This window comes from Hephaestia mangrovi (assembly GCF_019880555.1).
Classification (GTDB): domain Bacteria; phylum Pseudomonadota; class Alphaproteobacteria; order Sphingomonadales; family Sphingomonadaceae; genus Sphingomonas; species Sphingomonas mangrovi.
Map to the genome: position 1 here is coordinate 241,571 of NZ_JAINVU010000001.1, position 25,095 is coordinate 266,665.

Here is a 25,095-nt window from a genome sequence, read left to right on the forward strand (position 1 = left end):
GAACCATATGGTTCAGTGTTTGGATCCTCCTCTCGATCTTGCATTCGCGGCGCTGGCTGATGCGACTCGCCGTGGGATCATCGACCGGCTTGGGCGGGGGCATGCCTCGATCACCAGCCTTGCCGACACGTTCCAGATGACGCTCACCGGGATGAAGAAACACATCCAGGTGCTCGAGCGGGCGGGGCTTGTCGTCACGCAGAAGGTCGGCCGGGTGAGAACGTGCGGGCTCGGGAAGCGCGGCCTCGAGGCGGAGGCTGAGTGGATCGAGACGCATCGCAAACTCTTCGAGGCTCGCTTCGAAGCACTGGACGACATCATTAGCGAAATCGAGCAGGAGAGAAGCAATGACTCAGCAAGTTGACAGCGCGGATGGCGCGCGAAACCGCACGTCGGTCGAGCGCAAGGGGGATCGCGAACTCGTCGTCACGCGAACATTCGATGCGCCACCGAGCACGGTGTATAAGGCGTGGAGCCAGCCCGAGTTGTTCAGGCGCTGGTGGATGCCGAAATCGGTTGCCGGCGTCTCGCTGGTGGCTTGCGACATGGATGTGCGGACCGGCGGCAAATACCGGCTGGAATTCAGCGCCGGCGGTTCGGACACCATGGCCTTCTATGGCAAGTATCTCGAAGTGGTGCCCAACGAGCGCATCGTGTGGACCAACGACGAGGGCGAAGAAGGCGCGGTCACGACCGTAACCTTCGAAGAGCGGGGCGGAAGGACATTGCTGACTTTCCACGAAGCCTATCCGTCCAGGGAGGCACTCGAGGAAGCATTGCAAGGCTCGGCGGCCGGCTTGCCCGAGCAACTGGACCAACTCGACGAATTGCTTTCCGGCATGGACGACTAGCGCGCAGGCATCCTCAGGGGGCGGAAGCGGTCGCCGGATGTGCATGGTCCGGCCATTGTCTCCCACCCATGCCTGGGTCAGGCGCTGCCCGCCCGTGCCTCGGCGAGCATGCGCTTGGCGCGCAGGTACATTTCCAGGCGCTGCACGCTGAACATGCCGAGCGCCAGCGCGGCGAGGGTGTCGACGATCATGCCGACGTTCATATGCATCGAGCCGCTAGCGGTCTCCGCGACGAAGCGGCCGAAGACGAGGACGACCAGGAACGCCATGCCGGCGATCGACGCCTGCTGGTTGAGCGCATGGGTTTCGGGATCGACATGGATGCGCATCAGCTTGCCGCGCTGCCAGCCGAGCACGCCGCCGGCGACGAGCGCGATCGCCGCGCTTGCCCAGCCTTGCACGCTCGGCGGGTGCTGGACGAACAGCATCGTCACCACCGCCAGATAAAGCGCCGGCACGATCCACAATTGCTCGATCCTGAGCGGCCGCATCCGGCTCATCCGGCGAATGCGCAGGATCATCACCACCGCGATGATGGCGAACGGAATGGCGTAGCTCAGCCAGCTGTTCGGCGGCCCGTGATGAACCTGCATGCGCGTGCGATCCCCCGTCTGACGTGGATCGACGGTTTATCAGATCGATACGGGGCCGGACAGCCTCATTCAGCCGCTTCGGCCAGCGCCGGCTCCTTCCACACCAGCACCGGCTTCCTCGCCGCCAGCGTCTCGTCGAGGCGGCGGCGCGGGGCGAAATGCGGGGCGGACTTGAGCGCCTGATCGCCGGTCTTGGCGCGCTCGGCGACCGAACGCAGCGCCATCACGAACTGGTCGAGCGCTGCCTTCGATTCGGTCTCGGTCGGCTCGATCAGCATCGCGCCGTGGACGACCAGCGGGAAATACATCGTCATCGGATGATAACCCTCGTCGATCAGCGCCTTGGCGATGTCCAGCGTGGTGAACCCCTCGGCCAGCCCGGCGTCGGAGAACAGCGCCTCGTGCATGCACGGGCCGCTGGGGCCGAACGGGGCGTCGAGCACGTCGTCGAGGCTGCGCAACACGTAATTGGCGTTGAGCACCGCGTCCTCGGCCACCTGCCGAAGCCCGTCGGCGCCGTGGCTGAGGATGTACGACAAGGCTCGCGTAAACATGCCCATCTGGCCGTGGAAGGCGACCATGCGGCCGAACGACTGGCCGTGATGCTCCTCGGCGGTCTCTTCCTCAACCAGCCGGAACGATCCGTCCGCCGCCTTCTCAACGAAGGGCAGGGGAGCGAACGGGGTCAGCGCTTGCGAGAACACCACCGGCCCTGAACCCGGCCCGCCGCCGCCGTGCGGGGTGGAGAAGGTCTTGTGCAGGTTGATGTGCATGGCATCGACGCCGAGGTCGCCGGGGCGCACCCGGCCGACGATCGCGTTGAAGTTGGCGCCGTCGCAATAGACGAACGCGCCCGCGGCGTGGACCGCGTCGGAGATCGCCTTCATGTCGCGTTCGAACAGGCCGCAGGTGTTGGGGTTGGTGATCATCACCGCGGCGACATCGGGGCCGAGACGGGCCTTGAGCGCGGCGAGATCGACGCGGCCGTCCTGGTTCGCCGGGATGTTATCGACCGCATAGCCGGCAAATGCGGCGGTCGCCGGGTTGGTGCCGTGGGCGCTTTCGGGAACGAGGACGACCTTGCGCGTGTCGCCGCGCGCTTCCAGCGCCGCGCGGATCGCCAGGATGCCGCACAGCTCGCCATGCGCGCCGGCCTTGGGGCTCATCGCCACCGAATGCATGCCGGTCAGCGTCACCAGCCAGTGGGCGAGCTGATCGATCAGCTCGAGCGCGCCCTGCACACACTGGATCGGCGCAAGCGGGTGGATGTCGGCGAACCCAGGCAGCCGCGCGACTTTCTCGTTGAGCCGCGGATTGTGCTTCATCGTGCAGCTGCCGAGCGGGAACAGCCCGAGATCGATCGCGTAATTCTGGCGCGACAGGCGGGTGTAATGGCGCACCGTTTCGGGCTCGGAAAGGCCGGGCAGGCCGATCTCCGCCTTGCGCTCCAGCCCGCCGAGCTTGCTCGCGCTCGCCGCCGCGTCGGCAATGTCGACGCCGGTCGTGTGCGTATCGCCGATCTCGAAGATCAGCGCCTCTTCAAGCATCAGCGCCTTGTTGCCGGTGGCGGTAACGGTCGTATCGCGGCGCTCTTCGGCCATTTCGGGGCGCCAGCCGCTCTGGTTGATGCTCATGCCAGCACCTCCTCAAGCGCGGAGGCAAGCGCCTCGACGTCCTCCGCGGTGGTGGTTTCGGTGACGGCGACGATCAGGCCATTGGCCAGCGCGTCCTCACCCGGATAGAGCCGGCCCATCGACACGCCGGCGAGGATGTCGCGCTCGGCGAGCTGCCAGACAACCGGACGGGCTTCCTTCGAGAGTTTCAGCGTGAACTCGTTGAAGAAGCTCCGGTTGACTACCTCGACGCCCGGCACCCGCGCCAGGCGCTCGGCCGCGGCAACGGCCTGCGTGTGGTTGACCATCGCCAGCTTGCGCAAGCCCGCCTCGCCCAGCAGCGTCATGTGGATCGAAAAGGCCAGCGCGCACAGCCCCGAATTGGTGCAGATGTTGCTCGTCGCCTTCTCACGGCGGATATGCTGCTCGCGGGTCGACAGCGTCAGGACGAAGCCGCGCTTGCCCTCGGCATCCACCGTCTCGCCGCAGAAGCGGCCGGGCATCTGGCGAATGTACTTTTCCTTGCAGCCCATCAGGCCGACATACGGCCCGCCGAACTGCAACCCGACACCGAGCGACTGGCCCTCGCCGACGACGATGTCGGCATCCATCTCGCCGGGCGACTTGAGCGCCCCGAGCGCGACCGGCTCGGTCACTACCGCGATCAGCAGCGCCTTGTTCGCGTGGCACGCGGCGGCGAGCTCGGAAAGGTCACCGATGCGCCCGAGGATGTCCGGATACTGGACGACGACGCACGAGGTATCACCGTCGATCTTGTCGATCAGGCTGGCGGTGTCGGGCTCGGCCGTCAGCGTCGGCGCGGCCGTCTCCAGCACGTCGCCGGTGAACTTGGCCATCGTGTTGGCGACCGAGACGTAATGCGGGTGCAGTCCCGACGACAGGATCGCCTTGCCGCGCTTGGTGATGCGCCGCGCCATCGTGATCGCTTCCCAGCAGGCGGTCGAGCCATCGTACATGCTGGCGTTGGCGACGTCGGTGCCGAGCAGGCGGGCAACCTGCGTCTGGAACTCGAACAGCATCTGCAGCGTGCCCTGCGCGATCTCGGGCTGGTAGGGCGTATAGGCGGTCAGGAACTCGCCGCGCTGGATCAGGTGATCGACCGAGGCCGGCACGTGATGGCGATACGCACCGGCGCCGAGGAAGAACGGCACGTCGTCCGCCACCGTGTTCTTGCGCGCGAGTGCCGACAAATGCCGTTCGACGGCGAGTTCGCTGGCATGGTTCGGCAGGCCGTGGATCGGACCATCGAGGCGCGCGGCCTCGGGCACGTCAACGAACAGGTCGTCGATAGACGCGGCGCCGATGCGGGCCAGCATCGCGGTGCGGTCATCGGCAGTCAGGGGCAGGTAACGCATTCAATTTCCTCGCGCGCCATCCCGGCAAAGCGGGCATGACGTGATGTTTAGAGCTTCGCGACGAACGCCTCATAGGCGCTCTCGTCCATCAGGCCGTCGAGCTCACTGGTGTCGCTCAGGGTCAGCTTGAAGAACCAGCCGTCGCCCTCGGCATCGTCGTTGACCAGGTTGGGCGTGTCGCCGAGGTCGCCATTGGCCTCGATCACCGTCCCCGATACCGGCGAATAGACGTCCGACGCCGCCTTGACCGATTCGACCACCGCCGCATCGTCGCCCTTGGTCAGCTCCTTGCCCTCTTCGGGCAGGTCGACGAACACGATGTCGCCCAATTGGCCCTGCGCATAATCGGAAATGCCGACGGTGCCGGTGTCGCCATCGACATCGACCCATTCGTGATCTTCGGTGAAGTAACGGGGCATCTTATTTACTCCTCAACGGGCGTAGCGGTGGGGGACGAAAGGCATCGGCGCGACGGTCGCTTCATGGATCTTGCCGCGCTGGGTGAGCTGGATGCGGGTGCCGGGCTCGGCCATCGCGACAGGCACATAGGCCATCGCGATCGGCTGCCCGAGCGTCGGCGCGAAGCCGCCCGACGTGACCTTGCCGACCTCGGAACCATCGGCATCGAGCACTGCTGCGCCCTCGCGGACCGGTTGGCGACCCTCGACCAGCAGGCCGACGCGCTTCACGACGGCGCCGTTCTCGCGCTCGTAGAGGATGCGCTCGGCGCCGGGAAAATTGGCTTCCTCGCGGCGGCGCTTGCTGGCGACCGCGAAATTGAGCGCGGCCATGATCGGCGTCGTCTCGGGATCGAGATCGTGGCCGTAGAGCGGCAGGTCCGCCTCGAGCCTGAGTGAATCGCGCGCGCCGAGGCCGATCGGCCTGACTTCGGGCTGGGCGGTGAGCGCGTCGGCGAGCGTCTCGGCATGATCGGCGGGCACCGAAATCTCGAACCCGTCCTCGCCGGTATAGCCCGACCGGCTGATCCACAGCGACACGCCGTTCCAGTCGAACCGGCTGCCCTTCATGAAGGTCAGCTCGGCAACGCCCGGCACCAGCCGCGCCAACGCATCGACCGCCCTGGGGCCCTGCAATGCAAGCAGCGCCTGCTCGTCCATGTGATTGAGCGTGATCTCGTCGGGCAGATGGTCGCGCAGATGGGCGATGTCGTCGTACTTCACCGCGCCGTTGACGACCATGTAGATGCTGCCGTCGTCCCAGCGCGTCAGCATCAGATCGTCGAGGATACCGCCATTTTCGGCGAGCAGCAGCGAATATTTCTGGGCGTTGGGCTTCACACCCTTCAAGTCGGCCGGGATCAGCGCCTCCAGCGCGTCGTCCAGGCCGTCGCCGGCTAGATGGAGCTGCCCCATGTGGCTGACGTCGAACAGGCCGGCCGACTCGCGCACCCACAGATGCTCGGCCATGATCCCTTCATACTGGACGGGCATCCAGTAGCCGGCGAATTCGACCATCCGGCCGCCATGCGCGCGGTGCCAAGCGTCGAGGGGCAGCACGGCCGTTTCGATATCGTCGATCGTGTCGTGGTCATCGCTCATCTCAGGGCTTCCCATCACCAAAGGAAACGACGCTTCGGCCGGTTGCCGTTCGCGCCGCCCCCTCTGTCACGGAACCTGAGAGCTTTCCCCCGCTATGCGGGGTTACCCCTTCGGTGGGGCGCGCCATTTACGGCCCGCCCGCTTTCCAGAGTGCCGATCAGCCCCGCGCGGTCTGGGGTGCCTGAGAGATTCCGGGGCGGTTGCTCCTTCGGCGGACCCGGTTGCCCGGATCGCTCTCCCGCGCGAAGCCCATGACGGTTACCCGTCATCGACATTTCCGCCCTTACCGACGCGGCGGAGCGAGTCAATCGTGCCCGCGGGTGAAATCAGCGAGTCACGTTATATTTGAGCTGATCGTCGGTAAGCTGGAAGCCGACCGCCGCCTGGAAGGTGGCGCGCTGCACGGCTTGCTTGATGCTCGGCTTCGACAGCGGATCGACCGCGGCATCTTCCTGGCCGGCCTTGCGCGGCTTGGTCAGCTCGCGGCGAACCTCGTCGGGCAGCGTCGCGGCCGACCGCAACACGTTGGCACTGGCATGGCCGCTGGTCGAGGCGCGCGCCTGGCCTGCGTCGAAATGTACCGATACCTGTCCGGTCCGCTTGGCGACGACCACGCTGCCGCCCTGCACCACCGCGATATAATAAGGCAGCGTCAGGTCGCGCGCGCCATCAGTGCGGGTCCGTGCCGCGTTGACCTGGAACGTGACATTGGTGACGACCTGTTCGCCGCTTGCGTCGCAGGTCGATCGCACATCGGTCATCGTCGCCGAAACGTCGATCGTATTGGCGTCGCGACTCGTTGCGGGGTCGAACAATGTGATGTCGCCGGTGCCGGCTGGAACGATTACCTCCGGGCAGGGCGTGCGGACGGCGGTGATGCCCCCCGCCGTGATATCACCGGCGTGCGCGCAGCCGCCGGCGAGGAGAACGAGGGCGAGGGGAACGAATTTCCGGGCTGTCACAGGCACGCAAACCTTTTCAACATGCAAAGGGCCAGCGCGGCCAATGCGCCGGCCCCAATCGGCGCGCACCATAGGAAGCGGCTTTCGTCGAGGCAAGCAATCGCGTAGAGCGCGCGATCATGTCCATTGCCGAAAAGCCTGCGCTCAGCCTGCTGATCGCCGCGCCGCGCGGATTCTGCGCCGGGGTCGATCGCGCGATCCGCATTGTCGAGCTGGCGCTCGAGAAACATGGCGCGCCGGTCTATGTCCGCCACGAGATCGTGCATAACCGGTATGTCGTTGCCGAACTGCGCGAGAAGGGGGCGATCTTCGTCGAAGATCTGGCGGAAGTCCCCGCTGGCGCGCCCGTGGTGTTTTCGGCGCATGGCGTGCCGAAATCGGTCCCGGCGGACGCCGAGAGCCGCGGACTCGCTTATCTGGATGCGACCTGCCCGCTGGTTTCGAAGGTGCATCGGCAGGCGGAGCGGCTGGTGGAGGCGGGGCGGCACATCGTCTTCATTGGCCATTGCGGCCATCCCGAGGTAATCGGCACGTTCGGCCAGGTGCCGCAGGGGGCGATGACACTGGTCGAGACCGCCGCCGATGTCGCGAAGCTGGCGCCCGCCGATCCCGACAACCTTGCGTTTCTCACTCAGACGACCTTGTCGGTGGATGATACCGCGGAGATCGTCGCAGCGCTCAAGGCGCGGTTTCCTTCGATTCAGGGGCCGCGTGGAGAGGATATCTGTTACGCGACGTCGAATCGCCAGGCTGCGGTCAAGGCGATCGCGGCCGAATGCGATGCGATGCTGGTGATCGGCGCGCCCAATTCGTCCAATTCGCAGCGCCTGGTCGAGGTCGCGCAGCGTCGGGGCGTGCGAGCGAAGCTGATCCAGCGTGCGGCTGAACTCGAACGCGGGTGGCTCGATGGCGTGAGGACGCTCGGCATCACGGCGGGCGCGTCGGCGCCGGAGAAGCTCGTGCGCGAACTGATCGACCGACTGGCCGAGCATTTCTCGATCACCGAAAAAGAAGTGGAAACCGCGCGCGAGGATATCGCCTTCAAGCTGCCGCGCAGCCTCGAAGTCGCGTAAATGGCTGTCTATACGCATGTTTCCGCCGAAGACCTGGCGGCGTTCCTGGCGCGCTACGACGTTGGGGAGCTGGTGTCGGCAAAGGGCATTGCCGAAGGAGTCGAGAACAGTAATTACCTGATCGACACGACCGGCGGCCGCTTCATCCTGACGCTCTACGAAAAGCGCGTTTCCGCCGAGGATCTGCCCTTCTTCATGGCGTTGCTCGATCATCTCGCCGCGCGGGGGCTGCCGGTACCGCCGGCGATCAAGGATCGCCAGGGTGTCGCGATCCAGTCGCTGGCCGGGCGCCCCGCTTGCCTGATCGCGTTCCTGCCCGGCGTGTCCTTGTCGCACCCCACGCCCGCGCAGGCGCTGGCGACCGGGCGCGCGATGGGCGAGATGCACCGGGCGCTGGCCGATTTTTCCGAGCAACGGCCCAATGCGCTCGGCCCCGAGGTATGGGCGCCGTTGCTCGATCGCTGCGGCGCCGATCTCGACGAGATCGAACCGGGATTGCGCGCGCATTTGTCGCAGGCGCTGGGCGATGTACTGGCGAAATGGCCAGCGGCGCTCGACCGCTCGGCGATCCATGCCGACCTGTTCCCCGATAACGTGCTGATGCAGGGTGATCGGGTGACCGGGCTGATCGATTTCTATTTCGCCTGCACCGACATACGCGCCTACGATCTGGCTGTGATGCACTCGGCCTGGGCGTTCGAAGCGGACGGCACGCCGGCCGATCCCGCTGTGGGGGGCGCGCTGATCGCGGGATACGAATCGATCTTGCCGTTGACCGGCGCCGAGCGCGCGGCACTGCCGGTGCTGGCGCAGGGATCCTGTCTGCGGTTCGCGCTGACGCGCGCGTGGGACTGGCTCAACACCCCGGCCGATGCGCTGGTCACGCGCAAGGATCCGATCGCTTACGTCCGCCGGCTCGACTGGTATCGCGAGAATGCGGACGCGCTGGCGTGAGCGAGTTGACCAAGGTCGAGATCGCGACGGATGGCGCGTGCAAAGGCAATCCCGGTCCCGGCGGGTGGGGCGCGGTGATTCGCGCCGGCGGGCATGAGAAGGAACTTTCGGGCGGTGACCCGATGACGACTAACAATCGCATGGAGCTGACCGCGGTGATCGAGGCGCTCAACGCCTTGAAACGCCCGTGCGCGGTGATGCTGTCGACCGACAGCCGCTACGTGATGGACGGACTGACCAAATGGATTCACGGCTGGCGCAGGAACGGTTGGAAAACCGCGGCGAAGAAGCCGGTCAAGAACGCCGACCTATGGCAGGCGCTGGTCGAGGCGACCGCGCGGCACCGGATTACCTGGGAATGGGTGAAGGGCCATGCCGGACATCCCGACAATGAACGCGCCGACCGCTTGGCGAGCGATGCGGCGATCGCGGCGGGAAAGCGGGCGTAACCGTAAAAATCGGCGTCGGTTTGGAAGCGGCACCGCCCGCCACTCGTCCACGAAGCGATCGTGGGCAGGCGAGGGCGGGCCGCGGTGGCTATGGCACTAAAATCTCAGCTATTGTCTTCGATCGGGGCGCCCGGGCCGTTCTTCTTGATCGATTCGATCGCGTTTTCGGCAGAACCTTTGCTGGCATAGCCTTCGGTCGAGAACATCACTTCGCTGTTGTACTTGAAGCGAACGCGAAATTCGCCGGCCTTGTCTTTGTAGATTTCGAACTTGTGCGCCATCGAGGCCTCCTCCGTTGGATTAACTCAGGTTAGCCTGTCCGCGTATGAGTCGCTACGCCTCGTTTGTCCAGGCGGTGAGCAATGTGTGGGCGATCGCATAGGGCGGCGGCGGCAGGAAGGGCGCGTCGGGGGCGCCGGCCAGCGCCGCGGCGATGGCGGCACGCGGCGCCCACATCGCGTCCTCCAGTTCGTTGGCGTCGATGGTAATCGCGTCGTCGGTCGCCTCGGCGACGCAGGCGATCATCAGTTGCGAGGGGAATGGCCAAGGCTGGCTGGCGATATAGCGGACGCGACCGATCGGCACGCCCGATTCCTCGGCAATCTCGCGCGCGACCGCCTCCTCAATCGATTCGCCGGGCTCGAGGAAGCCGGCGAGCGCAGAATAGCGTCGCGCGGGCCAGGCTGCCTGGCGACCGACCAGGGCGCGGCCGTCATGCTCGGCGATCATGATGACGACGGGATCGACGCGCGGGAAATGCTCGGCGCCGCAATTGGGGCATGCGCGAGCCCAGCCGGCCCGGAAGATTGTCGTCGGACTGCCGCAATTGGCGCAGAAGCCGTGGCGGGCATGCCAATCGAGCAGGCTGCGCGCCGCCGCATAGGTCGCGGCTTCGCCGGCCTGCAATTGGTCGAGCGCGGCGAATAGCGCGGGCGAGCGCACCGGCGGCATCCGCTCGCCGGGGCGGTGAGCGACGAAGTGCGGCCGGCCGCCGTCGAGGCCGAGCAGCAACAGCTCAGCATCATCCGGCGTGTCGGCGAGGCTCGCCCAGCCGAGGCGGCCGTCCTCGGTGACCTCGGGCGTATCCCCGGCCAGCTTGAGCAGGCGCGCGCGCCAATCGGCCTTGGCCGCCGCAAAGGCATCGACGTCATGACGTAGACGGTCGGCGCGATCGAGCGTGCCGCCGGTGAAGCCGGGCATCATTGTCGTTCCTGTTTCCAGAAGGCGTAATCGGTAAGCAGCGCTCTGATCGTCTCGTCGCGGACCGGCCATTTATCGGCAGGCATGTAATTGACCATTACGGTACCGCGGGCGTGACGTTCGCGATCGACCCAGAAGATCGTTCCGGCCGCTCCGCCCCAGGCATAGGTACCCTTGCCGGCGCCGCTGGGATCGTCGCTGAGCGTCACCGACCCGCCGGCACCGAATCCCATCGGATGCGTAGCCTGCGTGCCGCCGGTGGTGCCGCCGATGCCGCTATATGTGACGCCGACTGGCAGCAGGTTCGAGGTGGCGAGTGCGATCGTTTCCGGCTTCATCACCTGCACGCCGTTCAGCGTTCCGTTGTCCTGGATCATGTGCGCGAAACGATCATAATCGCGCGCGGACATGACGAGGCCGGCGCCGCCGTAAGGGAAACTCGGCGCTTCGAGAAATACCGACGAGGCGGCGGGATCGAGCGGGGTGCGCTTGTCGCCGACGAAGACATAATTGGTCGCGAGCCGGCCGTCTTCGCTCGTCGGCACCTGCCAATAGGTCGACTCCATCCCGAGCGGATCGAGCAGCCGCGTCTGGACGAACCGATCGAACGGCATGCCCGACGCCGCTTCCACGACGCGCGCCAGCACGTCGAGGCCGATCGAGTAGCTCCATTTGGTGCCGGGGTCAGCGATCAGCGGCAACGTGGCGACCTTGTCGGCGAAGGCGGCGAGCGTCTTGGGGCGCACGGTGCGCATGGTCTGTTCGACTTGCGCATTGGCGGCGAAGGGAACGATGCCGGCTTGTTCATACGCCTTTTGCAGCGGGCCGGTGGTGATGATCGTGTAGCCGAGCCCGGCGGTATGAGTGAGGAGGTTGCGGACGGTGATCTCGCGGCGTGCCGGGCGGGCTGCGAGGCTATGCTCGGGATCGGTTAGAACGGTCATATGCTTGAAAGCGGGAATGAAATCGCTGATCGGCTCGTCCAGTTTCAGCTTGCCGTCCTGGATCAGCAGCATCGCCGCCATCGCGGTGACCGGCTTGGTCATCGAATAGACGCGCCAGAGCGTATCGGGTCCGGCTGCCGGCGCGCCGGGATCGTCGGAAATGTGGCCGGCGGAGACGAACACCGGCGGCAGATCGCCGACACCGAACGCGCCGACGATGCCGGGCATCTTGTCGTTATCGACATAGGAATCGAACAATGCCTCGACGTGCGGCAGCGGATCGGCGAGGGTCGGCGCCGGGATGGCCGCCGACGATGTCGGCATCGCCGCCTGTCCGCCGAGCGCGGCCGTGGAGACAAGCGCCGCTGCGCCCAAAAATGTGCCGATCCAGCCCTTCATCGCGTTCTCCCGATCGCTCGTGCCGCCTTGGCGAACACGGTGGGAAGCCCCGCCGACTCGATCTCGGCAATTGGCCACCATGCGCCATCCGCGGGCGGTTCATGCGCGTCCGCGTGGGCGACGGCAAGCGCAAGATCGAGCCGGAAGTGGGTGAAAACATGGGTCACCGTTCCATCGAGCACGCGCCAGTTCGCGCGCGCCGGCGGATCGGCGAAGGCTGGCGGCGAATCACTCCACGGCCCGGTCGGCAATGCGCGCATGCCGCCGAGCAGTCCCCTCGGCGGGCGGCGGACGAGGAGGACCTGGCCGTCTCGTTCGAGCCAGAAGATCGTGCCGTAACGCTGTGGCTTGGCGATCTTGCGCGGTTTGACCGGGAAAGCGTCGGGTGTGCCGAGGGCATGAGCGCGACACGCGGTACGCAGCGGACACAGCAGGCATTTGGGGTTTCGCGGCGTGCAGATCGCGGTGCCGAGATCCATCATCGCCTGAGCGAAATCGCCGGCGCGTGTCGCTGGTGTAATCGTCTCGGCGGCGGCACGTATCAACGGCTTGGCGGCCGGAAGCGGCGTATCGATCGCGAACAATCGGGACACCACGCGTTCGACATTGCCGTCGACCACGACCGCGCGGCGGCCAAATGCGATCGCGGCGATCGCGGCAGCAGTGTAGCTGCCGATGCCGGGGAGCGCGCGCAGCCCGTCCTCGGTGTCCGGAAAGCGGCCGGCATGATCGGTGACGACTGTGCAGGCACAGGCGATCAGGTTGCGGGCGCGCGAATAATAGCCGAGCCCGGCCCAGGCAGCCATCACTTCGACCTCGTCGGCAGCGGCGAGCGCGGCGACGGTCGGCCAGCGGGTTACGAAGGTTTCGAATCGCGGGCGCACCGTCGCGACCGTGGTCTGCTGGAGCATGATCTCGGAAAGCCACACGCGGTAGGGATCGGGCGGCGGCGTGCCGGGCGGCGCGCGCCAGGGCAGCAAGCGGGCGTTGGCATCGTACCAGGCCAGCAGATCGTGCGGAATCATGGATGAACTGTTGGCGGGCACGCCCCGGCTATGGCATGGGATGGCGAATGAGCAAACCGCGTCAGCCCGGGCAGGAGCCGCAACGCGCCAATCGCGCGCGGGCGGTGTCCGAACTGTTGCCCGATGTCGGGCGTGCGGCGTTTCGCCGGTTCGGCTTCGTGCAAAGCTCGATCGTCAGTCGTTGGGCGGAGATCGTCGGGCCGCGCTATGCCGAGGTATCGGCCCCCGAATCGTTGCGCTTTCCGCATGGCGAGCGCGCCAATGGCAACCTCACGCTGGTCGTGCGCGGGGCGCATGCGGCAATGATGCAGCACATTACCCCGGAAATCGTCGAGCGGGTCAATCGCTTCTTCGGCTATGGCGCCGTCGCGCGCGTGACGATCCGGCAAGGCGAGGTGACCAAGCGTGCGCCGCGCCAGGCGCCGCCATCGCTCAAGCCGGCACCGGTCGAACTCGGCACCAGCTTGCGCGCGATCGGCGATCCCGAATTGAAGGCGGTGCTCGAGGCACTCGCCGCCGGCGTCGCTGCGACGAGCGGCACTCCGGTAATCGAATCCAAGGAGCATTGATGCGGTTTCTGTTCGGGTTGCTGGCGCTGATCGGCGCGGCGTTCGCTTTTTCCCTTTCCGCCACCGCTGCCGCTCCCGATTGGCAGGCGCATGTCACCAAGACGGCGGATGGCGGCTTCCTTGTCGGCAATCCCAACGCCAAGGTGAAGCTGGTCGAATATATGAGCTACACTTGCCCGCATTGCGCCGCTTTCTCGCGGGAATCAGCCAGTGTGCTGCGTGGGCAGATGATCAAATCGGGCAGCGTCAGCCTGGAAGAGCGCAACATGGTGCGTGACCAGCTCGATCTCGCCGCCGCGCTGCTGGCGCGTTGTGCCGGCCCGGCCGGATTCGACAAGCTGTCGACCACTTTCTTCGCGCAGCAGGATACCTGGCTGAACAACGGCATCCAGTGGGAGCAGAATAATAGCCAGCGCATGGCGATGTATCCCAAGGACGCGCGCCTCAAGGCCGCGGCGGAAGGCGCCGGGATCTCGGCGATCGCCCGGGCTAACGGCATGAGCCAGGCGCAGATCGACGCCTGCCTCGCCGACCCGGCCGGGCTCGCGCAGATCACCACCCTGTTGCAGCACGTGCCGCAGGGAATCACCGGAACGCCCGGCTTCCTGATCGACGGCAAATTGCAGCGGAATGTCTATAATTGGGCGACGCTCGAGCCCGCGCTGCGCGCGGCTGGCGCGCGCTGAAGACGGTGGAAATGGCCATGCCCCGCCGCTTGCTGCTCGCCGCCCTGCCGCTGGCGGCGTTGGCCGGATGTCACCAGGCGGCGGCACCATCGAACCAGGGCGCCACAGCGCCACCGGCGAATGTCGCGGCGACCGCGCCGGAGGGCCGCGACTGGTCGACGGTCGTCACCCGGACGGTCGACAGCGGCTATCGCATGGGTAATCCCGCAGCCCCGGTCCAGCTTGTCGAGTTCGGCTCGCGAACGTGCCCGCACTGCGCCGCTTTCGCGGCCAGCGGGATGAAGCCGCTGGTCGAGAATTACGTCCGAACCGGCAAGGTTTCCTACGAGTTTCGCGATTGGCTGCGCGACGGCGGTGATGTGTCGGCGGCGCTGATCGGACGATGCAAGGGAGCAGAAGGCTTCTTCCCGCTGCTCGCCGCCGAATTCGCTTATCAGCCGAAGATATTCGCCAAGGAAGCGAGCCAGACCAAGGCGATGGCCGAGGCTGTTGCCAAGGCGCCGGAAAATCAGCAGGCCTATATTCTGGCCGGCCAGATCGGCTATCTCGATTTCGCCAAGGCGCAGGGTATCCCTGATGACCAGGCGCGCAAGTGCCTCGCCGACATGCCGACCGCAGAGGAAATCGGCAAGATGAACGCGCGCGCCGATGCCGAATACAAGCTCGACGGCACGCCGACTTTCCTGATCGACGGCAAGGTCGTCGATGCGGTCGGCTGGCCCGAACTCGAAGCCGATCTCAAGGCTGCCTTGGCCAAGACCGGTGCATGACCGAATTTTCCTGCCTGAAGGACGAAAGATGACGATGCGATTTGCTTTCCTCGCCGTGCCGCTCCTGCTGCTTGCCGCGTGTGGCGGCTCGGGCGGCGACGCCAATTCGAGCGCGCCCGCTGCGAAGGTCGCCGCAGTGGCACCGCCGGCCGGCAAGCAATGGACCGACGTGGTAGAGAAGACACCCGAGGGCGGCTATCGCATGGGTAATCCCGATGCGCCGATAAAGCTGGTCGAATATGGCTCGCGCCTGTGCCCGACCTGCGGCAATTTCGGTCGTACCGGCCAGGAGCCGCTGACCAACAATTATGTGAAGACGGGCAAGGTCTCCTACGAATTCCGCGAGTTCCTGGTTCATGGCGCCCCGGATATTCCCGGTGCGCTGCTTGGCCGCTGCGCCGGTCCGGGGCCGTTCTTCCCGCTGCTCGAGGCGATGTTCCAGGCGCAGGACCAGATGGAGCCGAAACTCGCCGATCAGCAGGCGACCCGGGCGCTGCAACAGTCGCTCGTCGGCGCGCCGCCAACCAAGGTCGCGACGGCCTGGGCCGAATATCTCGGCTATATCGATTTCGTGAAGCAGCGCGGTATTCCGGAAACACAGGCGCGCGCCTGCCTCAATGATTCCAAGGATCTCGACGAGATCACCAAGGGCATGCAGGATGCGTCGCAGAACAAGGGCGTCAACGGCACGCCGACGTTCTTCCTCAATGGCCAGAAGCTCGATGATGTGGCAACCTGGCCGCAGCTCGAACCGCACCTGAAGGCGGCGGGGGCCTGATCGATCGGTTCGAGCGCGTTCAGGGGGTACGCGCGTGAGGATCAAGCGGCTCAGGCTTTCGGGGTTCAAGAGCTTCGTCGACCCGGTCGACCTGCGCGTCGAGCCGGGCCTGACGGGGGTCGTCGGCCCCAACGGCTGCGGCAAGTCCAACCTGCTTGAGGCGCTGCGCTGGGCTATGGGTGAAACCTCGGCGCGGTCGCTACGCGGCGCCGGGATGGAGGACGTGATCTTCGCCGGCACGTCAACGCGGCCGGCGCGCGCCTTTGCCGAAGTCGCGATCCTTGCCGAGGGCGTCGGCGAGGATGAGGAGACCGAGATCGTCCGCCGCATCGAACGCGGCGCGGGATCGGCCTATCGCATCAACGGGCGCGACGTGCGCGCCAAGGATGTGGCGCTGCTGTTCGCCGACGCGGCAACCGGCGCGGGTTCCTCGGCAATGGTCAGCCAGGGCAAGATCGGCGCGGTAATCGCCGCCAAGCCGGCCGACCGGCGTGCCCTGCTGGAGGAAGCGGCGGGGATTGCCGGGCTCCATGTCCGGCGCAAGGATGCCGAGCAAAAGCTGCGCGCGACCGAAGCGAACCTCGCGCGGCTCGACGAAGTGATCGCCGATCAGGACAATCGTGCAGGGGCGCTGCGGCGACAGGCGCGGCAGGCTGAGCGCTATCGCGCGCTGTCGGACCAGATCCGCGTCGCCGAAGCGCGGATGATCTTCGCCCGGTGGCGCGACGCCGCGGCGGCAGCCGATGCCGCGAAGAAGGAAGCCGAGGCGGCCGAGGCGAAAGTGCGTGCCGCGACCGAAGCGCAACAGGCGGCGGCCGCCCATCAACGCGCGGCAAGCGAGAAACTGGCGACAGCGCGTAACGCGGCGCTCGCGGCGCGCGATCGGGCGAGCGATCTCGGGCATCGCCTGGAAACCTTGCGGACCGAGCGCGGCTCGCTCGAGCGTCGTCTCGCCGATCTCTCGGATGCGGCGACGCGCATTGCGACGGACCGCGAGCGGGAAGGCGCGCTGGCGCACGACGCCGCCGAGGCACTGGCTCGGCTCGCTGACGAAATGAAGGCGCTCGATGGCGACATCGCGCGCGCAACCGAACGGCTGCCGCAACTCGATATGGCGTTGGCCGAGGCCGAACGCCAGGCCCGCGATGCCGAGGTCGCGCTCGCACAGGCCATGGGGCAGCAGGCGAGCGAGGCGGCGGATGCGCGGGTTGCGCGCGCGGCGCTCGATACCGCGCGGGGGCGTCTGGATCGCGTGAAACGCGATCGTCGCCAGCTCGACGAGGAACGCGCGGCGCTCGGCGATGCCGCGCCGCTCGAAGCCGCCAGAGCGGCGGCTGCCGATGCGCGCGCAAAGGCCGCAGAGAACATCGAGATGGCGCGAACCGCGCAAGCCAAGGCCGATCGCGACGAGCGCGACCAGATCGAGGCGCGCGATGTCGCCGAGGCCGACCGGGCGACGGCGCGTGCGGAGCTCGCCGCGATCGACAGCGAGGTGAAGGCGCTGGAAAAGGCGGTTCAGCCTGCCGATCGCGACCGTGTGCTCGACCGGCTGACGGCGGAGGCCGGGTACGAACATGCCCTGGCCGCCGCGCTCGGCGACGATCTGGAAGTCGGCCTTGATGCGGAGGCGGAGCGCTTCTGGCGAGGCGCGGCGCCGCAGCCCGGCGACCCGGCAGGGCCGACCGGTGGCGCCTCGCTCGCCGATCACGTTGCCGCGCCGCCCGCACTGGCGCGGCGGCTGGCGCAGGTGTTCGTCGTCGACGCGGACGAAGGCCAGCCACTTGCGACTGGGCAACGGCTGGTGACGCGCGACGGCGTGCTGCGGCGATGGGACGGCTATGTCGCGCGGTCAAGCGGGGCGGCAGCGGCCGAGCGGTTGGTGCGGGTCAATCGCCTCACCGAATTGGAAAAGGCGCGTCCGGCAGCAATCGGGCGCGTCGAGAAAGCTGAGGCCGCGCTTGCCCGCACCGAGCAGGCGATTGCCGACGCCCGACAGCAGGCACAGGCAGCGCGGGCCGCGCTCGCGGCTGCCGAGACGACGCAGCGTGATGCGACGCGGGACGAGGACCGCGCGGCGGCGGCGATCGAGCGCCTGGCGGCACGAACAGCAGATCTCGACCAGCGGGTCGCGCGCATTGTCGCCGAGCAGGAGGAGGCCGAGAGCGAGCATGCGCGCGCCGCGGCGGCGATCGCTGCGCTTCCCGATGGCAGCACTACGGCCGAACGCGTTCGCTTGCTGCAGAACGAGACCGAGGGACGCCGCGCCACGGTGGCCCAGGCGCGTAGCGAGCGCGCAGCGTTCGATCGCGAGATCGCCACGCGCCGGGAGCGGCGAGCAGCCGCCGAAGCCGAGACGCGCAACTGGAAATCGCGCGCTGGCGAGGCTGCCCGGCGCATCACTGACATGGACAAGCGCGAAACCGCGCTCGCCGCCGAACGCGCGTCGCTCGCCGAGCGTCCCGCCGCGCTCGATGCCGAGATCGCGACGTTGACCGAGGAGCACCGTGTCGCCCGTGTCAGCGCAGAAGCGGCTCTTGCTGAGGAGAATGCGGCCGGCGCCGCGCTGCGCGGGACAGATGATGCGGTGCGTGTAGCTGGCGAAGCGCTGGCCGAGGCGCGCGAAGGACGCGCCGGTGCTGTGGCGCGCGCCGAAAACCAGGAGCAGCGCCGCATCGAGATGGGGCGCCTTTCCGGCGAGCGGTTTGAATGTCCGCCGCCAGTGCTGCCCGAACGGATCGGTTTCGCCAGCGCGGAGGTCGGCCCGCCGCTCGATGAATCGGCGCGGCACGAAAAGCTGTTGTTCGATCGCGAGCGGATCGGTCCGGTCAACCTCGTCGCCGAGGCTGAGCTTGCCGAACTCGACGAAAGCCGCACGACCAATGCCGCAGAGCGCGAGGAATTGGGGATCGCGGTCAATCGCCTGCGCGGATCGATCGGCAATCTCAACCGCGAGGGCAGGCAGCGGCTGCTTGCGGCTTTCGAGGCGGTCAACGGCCATTTCGAACGCCTGTTCGGTACCTTGTTCAGTGGCGGCCAGGCGCATCTGAAGCTGGTCGATTCGGACGATCCGCTCGAAGCCGGGCTCGAGATCATGGCGCAACCGCCGGGCAAGCGGCTGCAATCGCTGACGCTGCTGTCGGGCGGCGAACAGGCGCTCACCGCGATCGCGCTCATCTTCGCGCTGTTCCTGACCAATCCGGCGCCGATCTGCGTGCTCGACGAGGTCGATGCGCCGCTGGACGACGCCAATATCGATCGCTTCTGCGATCTGCTCGGCCGGATGACCCAGGAAACCGACACGCGTTTCCTGATCGTTACTCACAATGCGGTGACGATGAGCCGGATGCACCGGCTGTTCGGCGTGACGATGATCGAAAAGGGCGTGAGCCGGCTCGTCTCGGTCGATCTCGGCGGCGCGGAATCGTTGCTGGCGGCGGAATAGCTGCACCGAATCTGCGTACCCCGCGCGTGAAACCTTCACCGCGCCTCGATCAAGGCGACATCGCGACCGCATAGGTGGGAGCGGCCATTGTCCGAGGATGTTGTCGATGACCCTTCTTGCTGCCGAAAACCGCACGCCGGGCGCCAAGCTGATGCTTGCCATGCTGGTTGCCGGGTTGCTCGCGATTCCGCTGTTCGCGACCTACCTGTTGATCTTCGACCGCGAAAATCAGTCGCGGACCGCCGAACAGTCGATCGTGGCGGGGTGGGGCGGGCCGCAGCATGTCGCCGCGCCGCTGCTGGTGATCCCCTATCGCAGCGTCGTGACGATCAGCTCGACCGAAAACGGACAGGCCGTCACCCGCACCAACAATGTATGGCGGGAACTGACGATCGCGCCCGACCGTGCCGATCTTGCCACGACGCTGGCGCCGCAACAGCGCAAGCGATCGATCTACGATGCGGTGGTCTATCAGGCGGTACTGAGCGGCGCCGCGCGCTATTCGCTGCCCGACGATCTCGCGCGATTGGGGATTGCGCAGGACGCGCTGGCGCTCGATCGCGCGGAATTGCGCTTCGATATCGGTGATGCGCGCGGCCTGGTTGGGGCACCGCCGACGATACGCGCGAATGGCATGCGGCTCGCGCTGCAACCCGGCTTCGGCGGGGAGGGCGACAAGCCCGGCTTCCACGCCTGGATCGATGCGTCCTCAATCGCCGCCGCGCCGGTCAACGTCGATTTCGCCTATCGGCTGCGCGGCTCGCAGTCGCTGTCCTTGGTGCCGCACGGCGGGGATACGCGCTGGCGGTTGACCTCGTCGTGGCCCAGCCCGGGCTTCGCCGGCGCTTTTCTGCCGATCGACCATCATAGCGCCGGCAACGGCTTCGCGGCGACCTGGCGGGTCGGCAATCTCGCGCTGGGCAGTCCGCTCGCCTCGACGGCACCGCCGGCCGCCGATTCCGCGCAAGTCGCCGAAGTCGACCTGGTGACGCCGGTCGATCTCTACAGCGAGATCAATCGATCGGTAAAATACGGCTTCCTGTTCGTCGGCTTCACCTTCCTGATGTTCTGGCTATTCGACGTGGTCGGCGGGGTCGCGGTGGCGACGGTGGAATATCTGCTCGCCGGCGCCGGGCTGGTGCTGTTCTTCGTGATGTTGCTCGCCTTTGCCGAAGTGATCGGCTTCGCGCTTGCCTATGTAGCGGCTGCAGGCGCGATCGTTGCGCTGCTGACGGCTTATTCGGCAGCCGTATTGGGAAGCCGCAGGCGCGCCGGTGTGGTCGGCGGCCTGCTCGGGGCGCTCTACGGCGTTCTCTATGTGCTGCTGGGGCTGGAGGCCTATTCGCTGCTGATCGGATCGGTGCTGCTGTTCGGCGGGCTGGCCGCGACGATGTGGCTGACGCGGCGGATCGATTGGCAACAGAGCGCGGCGTGACCCATATCGGGGTTGCGCTGCGCGCGCGAAAGGCATAGCCGCTTGCCGAAGCGCCGTTTCGTGCGACCAGACTTGAGGACCCCATGGCCGAGTTCACCCTCCCGAAGAATTCGAAAATCTCCAGCAAGGGCAAGGTTCACAAGGCCGAGGGCGACAGGAAGCGGATCAAGACCTTCAAAATCTATCGCTACGATCCCGATAGCGGGGAGAATCCGCGCTATGACACGTTCGAGATCAATCTCGACGAGTGCGGCCCGATGGTGCTCGACGCGCTGATCAAGATGAAGTCCGAGCAGGATTCGTCGCTCACTTTCCGTCGCTCGTGCCGCGAGGGCATTTGCGGGTCTTGCGCGATGAATCTCGACGGCAAGAATGGGCTGGCCTGCACCACCGCGATCGAGGACATCAAGGGCGATATCCGCATCACGCCACTGCCGCACATGGACGTGATCAAGGATCTGGTGCCCGATTTCACGCATTTCTACGCGCAATATGCCTCGATCCAGCCCTGGCTGAAGACGGTGACGCCGCCGCCCTCGGGCAAGGAGCGGCTGCAGTCGCCCGAGGAGCGCGAGAAGCTCGACGGCCTGTACGAGTGCATCCTGTGCGCCTGCTGCTCGACCTCGTGCCCGAGCTATTGGTGGAACAGCGACAAGTTCCTGGGCCCGGCGATCCTGTTGCAAGCCTATCGCTGGCTCGCCGACAGCCGCGACGAGATGACGGGCGAGCGTCTGGACCAGCTCGAGGACCCGTTCCGCCTGTATCGCTGCCACACGATCATGAACTGCGCGAACGTCTGCCCCAAGGGCCTCAATCCGGCCAAGGCGATCGCCGAGGTCAAGAAGATGGAAGCCGAGCGGGTTCTGTAACCTGCCGACCGCCAGTGGCCGACGCACCCGCCTTTATCGACCGGGAATCGCCCGATCATCCCGGCTGGATGACCTGGGAACTGAACGACCCGACGCGGTTCAACAGCTTCCTTGGCCCATTTCTGCTCCGCGTCGAGAACGGCATCGCGCGCGTGCGGATGACGCCTCGCCATGAACATTCGAACTTGCAGGAAAACCTCCACGGCGGCGCGCTGCTCGGATTTGTCGATATCGCCTTGTTTGCGGCCTCACGCGGGTTCGAGGTCATCACCGCCGGCACCGCGGTGACTCTCGACCTGTCGGTCCAGTTCATCGGCGCGGGCAAGGTGGGCGAGGTGATCGAAGCGCAGGTCGAGCTGCTGCGCGAGACGGGGCGCCTCCTGTTCCTGCGCGGGCTGGTCGTTCAGGGCGAGGGAACGATCGCCAGCTTTTCCGGAACGATCCGCAAGCCGACGAAGCGGACTTGAATAGCGTCCTTGCCCGCTATCAGGCGCTGGTCGCCAATGACGAACTGCGGCCCGATGCCGAGCAGGAAGCAGCGGCGCGGCGCCTTGACGTGCTGCAGCAGGAACTTGAAGCAACGCCGAGCCGGGGCAGTGTGCTGTGGCGCGCGCTCGGCCGCCAGCCCGATCCCCCGCGCGGCGTCTACCTCTGGGGTGACGTCGGCCGCGGCAAGTCGATGCTGATGGATCTGTTCTACGACGCCGTCGACGTGCGCCGGAAGCGCCGCGTCCATTTCGCCGAATTCATGCTCGACGTGCATGCCCGCATCGCCGTCGAGCGCCGCAAGGAAGCGGGTGACCCGATTCCGCCGGTCGCCGAGGCGCTCGCCGAGGAAGCGCGGCTGCTCGCCTTTGACGAGATGATGGTGACCAACAGCCCCGATGCGATGATCCTGTCGCGGCTGTTCACCGAATTGCTCGCCAAGCGGGTGACGGTGGTGACCACCTCCAACCGGCCGCCGCGCGACCTTTATCTCAACGGCCTCAATCGCGAGCATTTCCTGCCCTTCATCGGCCTGATCGAGCAGCGGCTCGACGTGTTGCCGCTCAACGGGCCGGTCGATTACCGGCTCGATCGGCTGGGCCGGATGGATACCTGGCTGGTGCCCAACGGCGCGGCGGCGACCGAGAAATTGTCGGCGGCGTTCTTCCGGCTCACCGATTATCCGGTGGAAGATCGCGCGCATGTCCCCACCGCCGATCTCGATCTCGGCGGCGGGCGGACGCTCCATGTGCCCAAGGCGCTGAAGGGCGTCGCGGTGTTCAGCTTCAAGCGGCTGTGCGGCGAGGCGCGGGGGGCGGCCGATTATCTGGCGGTCGCGCGGCGTTTCCACACGGTCATCCTGGTCGGCATCCCGAAGATGGGGCCGGAAAACCGCAACGAAGCCGCGCGCTTCGTGTCACTGATCGACGCGCTCTACGAATATAAGGTGAAGCTGCTCGCCGCCGCCGATGCCGAGCCCGCCGACCTTTACCCACGTGGCGACGGCAGCTTCGAGTTCGCTCGCACCGTGAGCCGGATCGAGGAAATGCGCTCCGAGGCGTATCTCGCCGAAGGGCACGGAGGCTGAGATACTGGACCGTCGACCGGATTCCGCCTAGCAAGTCAGGCAAATAGGACGGAGGATCGCATGTTGGGACGGGGATGGCGACGGCTGACGATCGCGATGGTGGCGCTGGCCTGGCCCGCCTGCGCGGCGACGCCATCACCCGATGCAACCCCCGCGCTCACCATGCCGCATCCCGTCCTCGCCGCCGGCGATATGCGCCAGCATCTCGATCTGTCGGGTGTCTGGCATTATTCGATCGATCCCTATCGCACCGGCGATGCCGGCTTTCACGGCGGCGATCCGGGCGCGAGCCAGCGCCGCTATGCCGATATCGACGTGGCGCAACAGATGCGCGACCATCCCTCCGCGCTCTATGAGTTCGACATGGCGCGCGCGCCGACCGCGACCTTGCCCTCGTCCTGGCTGACCCACAGCCCCGATATGCGGCATTATCAGGGGCTGGTCTGGTATCAGCGCCATTTCACCGTCGACCCGAAGCCCGGCGAGCGCGAATTCCTGCGTTTCGGCGCGGCGAATTACCGGGCACAGATCTATCTCAACGGCAAGCGTGTCGGCGAGCATGAGGGGGGCTTCACCACCTTCGCGTTCGAGGTGACGGGGCTGCTGCGCAAGGGCGATAACCAGATCACCGTCGGCGTCGATTCGGCGCGCGCGCCCGAGGATTTGCCGCCGCCGGTGACCGACTGGGAAACCTATGGCGGGCTGACGCGCGCGGTAACGCTGGTGACCACGCCGGCCACCTATGTCGACAATGCCTGGGTGAGGCTGAGCCGCGACGGCCGCATCGCGGTGAGCGCGCATCTCGACGGCAAGGCGGCAGGCGACCTGCCGGTGACGTTCCGCATTCCCGCGCTCGGCCTCGCACTGCCCGGCAAGACCGATGGCAATGGCGACTGGTCGACGACGGTGGCGGCGCCGGCCGCGCTCAAACGCTGGTCGCCGGATTCGCCGACGCTCTACGACGTCCAGATCGCCGCCGGCGACGATGTCTGGAAGGATCGCGTCGGTTTCCGCACCATCGCGGTGCGCGGGCATGACATCCTCCTCAACGGCAAGCCCATCTTCCTGCGCGGCATCGCGCTGCATGAGGAGGAGTTTGGCGGCAATCCGACGCGCGCGATCACGCCGGAGGCGGCGCGCGCGCTGCTGAGCGAGGTCAAGGACGGGCTGCACGGCAATTATGTGCGCCTCGCGCATTATCCGCATTCGGAGGTAATGACGCGCATGGCCGACAAGCTCGGCCTGATCGTGTGGAGCGAGATTCCGATCTACTGGATGGTCGATTTCAAAAATCCTGAGGTGCTCGCCAAGGCGCAGCACATGCTCGCCGAGGAGATCGAGCGCGATCGTGACCGCGCCTCGATCATCATCTGGAGCGTCGGCAACGAAACCCCGATAACGCCCGCGCGCAACCACTTCCTGTCGACGCTGGCGGCCGAGGCGCACAGCCTCGACGACAGTCGCCTGGTTTCCGCCGCACTGCTGGTCGATCGAGGCAGCGAGAACGGCAAGACGGTGTTCAACATCAACGACCCGCTGATCCCGTCGCTCGATGTGATGGCGGTGAACACCTACAATGGCTGGTATAGCGAGGATCCGCTGCCCAGCCTGGCGGACTTCGTCTGGCGCTCGCCTTACGACAAGCCGCTGATCTTCTCCGAACTCGGCGCGGCGGCGAAGGCGGGTTTCCACGACCCGACCCGCAGCCACAAATTCTCCGAGGAGTTCCAGGCCGACTATTACAAATACACGCTGGCGATGGCGTCGAGGATTCCGTTCCTGCGGGGCATGTCGCCGTGGGTGCTGAAGGACTTCCGGTCGCCGCGGCGTCAGCATCCGGTCTATCAGCAGGGCTGGAACCGCAAGGGGCTCGTGTCGCCGACCGGCGTGCGCAAGGAGGCGTTCGGCGTGCTCGCCGGCTATTATGCGAAAATCGCGGCGGAGGGAGGCGCTGCGCATTGACCGCGCCGGCTCA

At 66.5% G+C, this 25,095-nt stretch carries 25 protein-coding genes and 2 riboswitches; of the genes, 15 read left to right on the forward strand and 10 right to left on the reverse strand.

The features are described 5' to 3' along the window. Positions 1-19: 19 nt before the first annotated feature. Entirely contained in the window at positions 20-364 is a 345-nt protein-coding gene (locus K7G81_RS01045; protein ID WP_255586464.1) for an ArsR/SmtB family transcription factor, read from the forward strand. Next, positions 348-851 (forward strand): SRPBCC family protein, encoded by a 504-nt coding sequence (locus K7G81_RS01050; RefSeq protein ID WP_223028888.1) that lies wholly within the window; start codon positions 348-350, stop codon positions 849-851. Before K7G81_RS01045 ends, K7G81_RS01050 begins: the two co-directional genes overlap by 17 nt. Positions 852-928: 77 nt before the next feature. Here the strand turns inward: K7G81_RS01050 and K7G81_RS01055 are convergent, their stop codons facing one another. The 6 genes from K7G81_RS01055 to K7G81_RS01080 all read right to left on the reverse strand — a co-directional run bounded on the left by K7G81_RS01055 (position 929) and on the right by K7G81_RS01080 (position 6,954). Beyond that, complete coding sequence (locus tag K7G81_RS01055; RefSeq protein ID WP_223028889.1) at positions 929-1,444, reverse strand: CcdC protein domain-containing protein; 516 nt, start codon at positions 1,442-1,444, stop codon at positions 929-931. A 65-nt stretch (positions 1,445-1,509) separates the two neighbouring features. After that, the gene (gene gcvPB / locus K7G81_RS01060) at positions 1,510-3,078 is read right to left on the reverse strand and encodes an aminomethyl-transferring glycine dehydrogenase subunit GcvPB (RefSeq protein ID WP_223028890.1); all 1,569 of its coding nucleotides are present in this window, start codon (positions 3,076-3,078) and stop codon (positions 1,510-1,512) included. Beyond that, entirely contained in the window at positions 3,075-4,433 is a 1,359-nt protein-coding gene (gcvPA, locus tag K7G81_RS01065; RefSeq protein ID WP_223028891.1) for an aminomethyl-transferring glycine dehydrogenase subunit GcvPA, read from the reverse strand. The genes gcvPB and gcvPA overlap by 4 nt, the downstream gene beginning before the upstream one ends. A gap of 47 nt (positions 4,434-4,480) precedes the next feature. After that, positions 4,481-4,852, reverse strand: a complete 372-nt coding sequence (gcvH, locus tag K7G81_RS01070; protein ID WP_223028892.1) for a glycine cleavage system protein GcvH — start codon at positions 4,850-4,852, stop codon at positions 4,481-4,483. Between the two features lie 12 nt (positions 4,853-4,864). Continuing rightward, the gene (gene gcvT / locus K7G81_RS01075) at positions 4,865-5,992 is read right to left on the reverse strand and encodes a glycine cleavage system aminomethyltransferase GcvT (RefSeq protein WP_223028893.1); all 1,128 of its coding nucleotides are present in this window, start codon (positions 5,990-5,992) and stop codon (positions 4,865-4,867) included. A 53-nt stretch (positions 5,993-6,045) separates the two neighbouring features. Then, positions 6,046-6,149: riboswitch (glycine riboswitch) on the reverse strand. A gap of 1 nt (position 6,150) precedes the next feature. After that, a riboswitch (glycine riboswitch) is annotated at positions 6,151-6,243 on the reverse strand. A 75-nt stretch (positions 6,244-6,318) separates the two neighbouring features. Then, positions 6,319-6,954 (reverse strand): hypothetical protein, encoded by a 636-nt coding sequence (locus K7G81_RS01080; RefSeq protein ID WP_223029461.1) that lies wholly within the window; start codon positions 6,952-6,954, stop codon positions 6,319-6,321. A 119-nt stretch (positions 6,955-7,073) separates the two neighbouring features. On the opposite strand from K7G81_RS01080, the gene ispH reads away from it, so the two are divergent. From ispH to rnhA, 3 genes are read left to right on the forward strand one after another with little or no spacing between them, the layout of a single operon-like run. Then, positions 7,074-8,027 (forward strand): 4-hydroxy-3-methylbut-2-enyl diphosphate reductase, encoded by a 954-nt coding sequence (gene ispH / locus K7G81_RS01085; protein WP_223028894.1) that lies wholly within the window; start codon positions 7,074-7,076, stop codon positions 8,025-8,027. Next, a complete protein-coding gene (gene thrB, locus K7G81_RS01090; protein WP_223028895.1) occupies positions 8,028-8,981 on the forward strand; it encodes a homoserine kinase in 954 nt (317 codons plus the stop codon). Then, positions 8,978-9,430: a ribonuclease HI gene (gene rnhA / locus K7G81_RS01095; RefSeq protein WP_223028896.1), complete on the forward strand. Its 453-nt coding sequence runs from the start codon at positions 8,978-8,980 to the stop codon at positions 9,428-9,430. The genes thrB and rnhA overlap by 4 nt, the downstream gene beginning before the upstream one ends. Positions 9,431-9,534: 104 nt before the next feature. Here rnhA and K7G81_RS01100 read toward each other — a convergent pair whose 3' ends face one another. The 4 genes from K7G81_RS01100 to mutY are packed head-to-tail and all read right to left on the reverse strand — an operon-like array spanning position 9,535 to position 12,998. Next, complete coding sequence (locus K7G81_RS01100) at positions 9,535-9,711, reverse strand: YegP family protein (protein ID WP_223028897.1); 177 nt, start codon at positions 9,709-9,711, stop codon at positions 9,535-9,537. A 52-nt stretch (positions 9,712-9,763) separates the two neighbouring features. Further along, positions 9,764-10,633, reverse strand: a complete 870-nt coding sequence (gene nudC / locus K7G81_RS01105) for an NAD(+) diphosphatase (protein ID WP_223028898.1) — start codon at positions 10,631-10,633, stop codon at positions 9,764-9,766. After that, positions 10,630-11,973, reverse strand: a complete 1,344-nt coding sequence (locus tag K7G81_RS01110) for a serine hydrolase domain-containing protein (RefSeq protein WP_223028899.1) — start codon at positions 11,971-11,973, stop codon at positions 10,630-10,632. Before K7G81_RS01110 ends, nudC begins: the two co-directional genes overlap by 4 nt. Continuing rightward, positions 11,970-12,998 (reverse strand): A/G-specific adenine glycosylase, encoded by a 1,029-nt coding sequence (gene mutY / locus K7G81_RS01115; protein ID WP_223028900.1) that lies wholly within the window; start codon positions 12,996-12,998, stop codon positions 11,970-11,972. The genes K7G81_RS01110 and mutY overlap by 4 nt, the downstream gene beginning before the upstream one ends. Positions 12,999-13,045: 47 nt before the next feature. On the opposite strand from mutY, the gene K7G81_RS01120 reads away from it, so the two are divergent. The 10 genes from K7G81_RS01120 (at position 13,046) to K7G81_RS01165 (ending at position 25,082) form a co-directional block, all read left to right on the forward strand. Next, on the forward strand, positions 13,046-13,567 hold the full coding sequence (locus K7G81_RS01120; protein ID WP_255586465.1) for a DUF721 domain-containing protein: 522 nt from the start codon (positions 13,046-13,048) through the stop codon (positions 13,565-13,567). Then, a complete protein-coding gene (locus K7G81_RS01125; protein WP_223028901.1) occupies positions 13,567-14,253 on the forward strand; it encodes a thioredoxin domain-containing protein in 687 nt (228 codons plus the stop codon). The genes K7G81_RS01120 and K7G81_RS01125 overlap by 1 nt, the downstream gene beginning before the upstream one ends. A 17-nt stretch (positions 14,254-14,270) precedes the next feature. Further along, the gene (locus K7G81_RS01130) at positions 14,271-15,023 is read left to right on the forward strand and encodes a thioredoxin domain-containing protein (RefSeq protein ID WP_223028902.1); all 753 of its coding nucleotides are present in this window, start codon (positions 14,271-14,273) and stop codon (positions 15,021-15,023) included. Between the two features lie 28 nt (positions 15,024-15,051). After that, positions 15,052-15,801, forward strand: coding sequence for a thioredoxin domain-containing protein (locus tag K7G81_RS01135; protein WP_223028903.1), 750 nt, complete (start codon positions 15,052-15,054; stop codon positions 15,799-15,801). A 34-nt stretch (positions 15,802-15,835) separates the two neighbouring features. Continuing rightward, positions 15,836-19,243 carry a chromosome segregation SMC family protein gene (locus K7G81_RS01140; protein WP_223028904.1) on the forward strand — a complete coding sequence of 1,136 codons (3,408 nt, stop codon included), beginning with the start codon at positions 15,836-15,838 and terminating at the stop codon, positions 19,241-19,243. 106 nt (positions 19,244-19,349) lie between these two features. Continuing rightward, positions 19,350-20,678 (forward strand): cell envelope integrity protein CreD, encoded by a 1,329-nt coding sequence (creD, locus tag K7G81_RS01145; RefSeq protein WP_223028905.1) that lies wholly within the window; start codon positions 19,350-19,352, stop codon positions 20,676-20,678. Positions 20,679-20,761: 83 nt separating this feature from the next. Then, positions 20,762-21,547 (forward strand): succinate dehydrogenase iron-sulfur subunit, encoded by a 786-nt coding sequence (locus K7G81_RS01150; RefSeq protein ID WP_223028906.1) that lies wholly within the window; start codon positions 20,762-20,764, stop codon positions 21,545-21,547. 68 nt (positions 21,548-21,615) lie between these two features. Next, complete coding sequence (locus tag K7G81_RS01155) at positions 21,616-22,014, forward strand: PaaI family thioesterase (protein ID WP_223029463.1); 399 nt, start codon at positions 21,616-21,618, stop codon at positions 22,012-22,014. Then, positions 22,011-23,120 carry a cell division protein ZapE gene (gene zapE, locus K7G81_RS01160; RefSeq protein ID WP_223028907.1) on the forward strand — a complete coding sequence of 370 codons (1,110 nt, stop codon included), beginning with the start codon at positions 22,011-22,013 and terminating at the stop codon, positions 23,118-23,120. Before K7G81_RS01155 ends, zapE begins: the two co-directional genes overlap by 4 nt. A 60-nt stretch (positions 23,121-23,180) precedes the next feature. Further along, entirely contained in the window at positions 23,181-25,082 is a 1,902-nt protein-coding gene (locus K7G81_RS01165; protein ID WP_255586466.1) for a glycoside hydrolase family 2 protein, read from the forward strand. Positions 25,083-25,095: the final 13 nt, after the last annotated feature.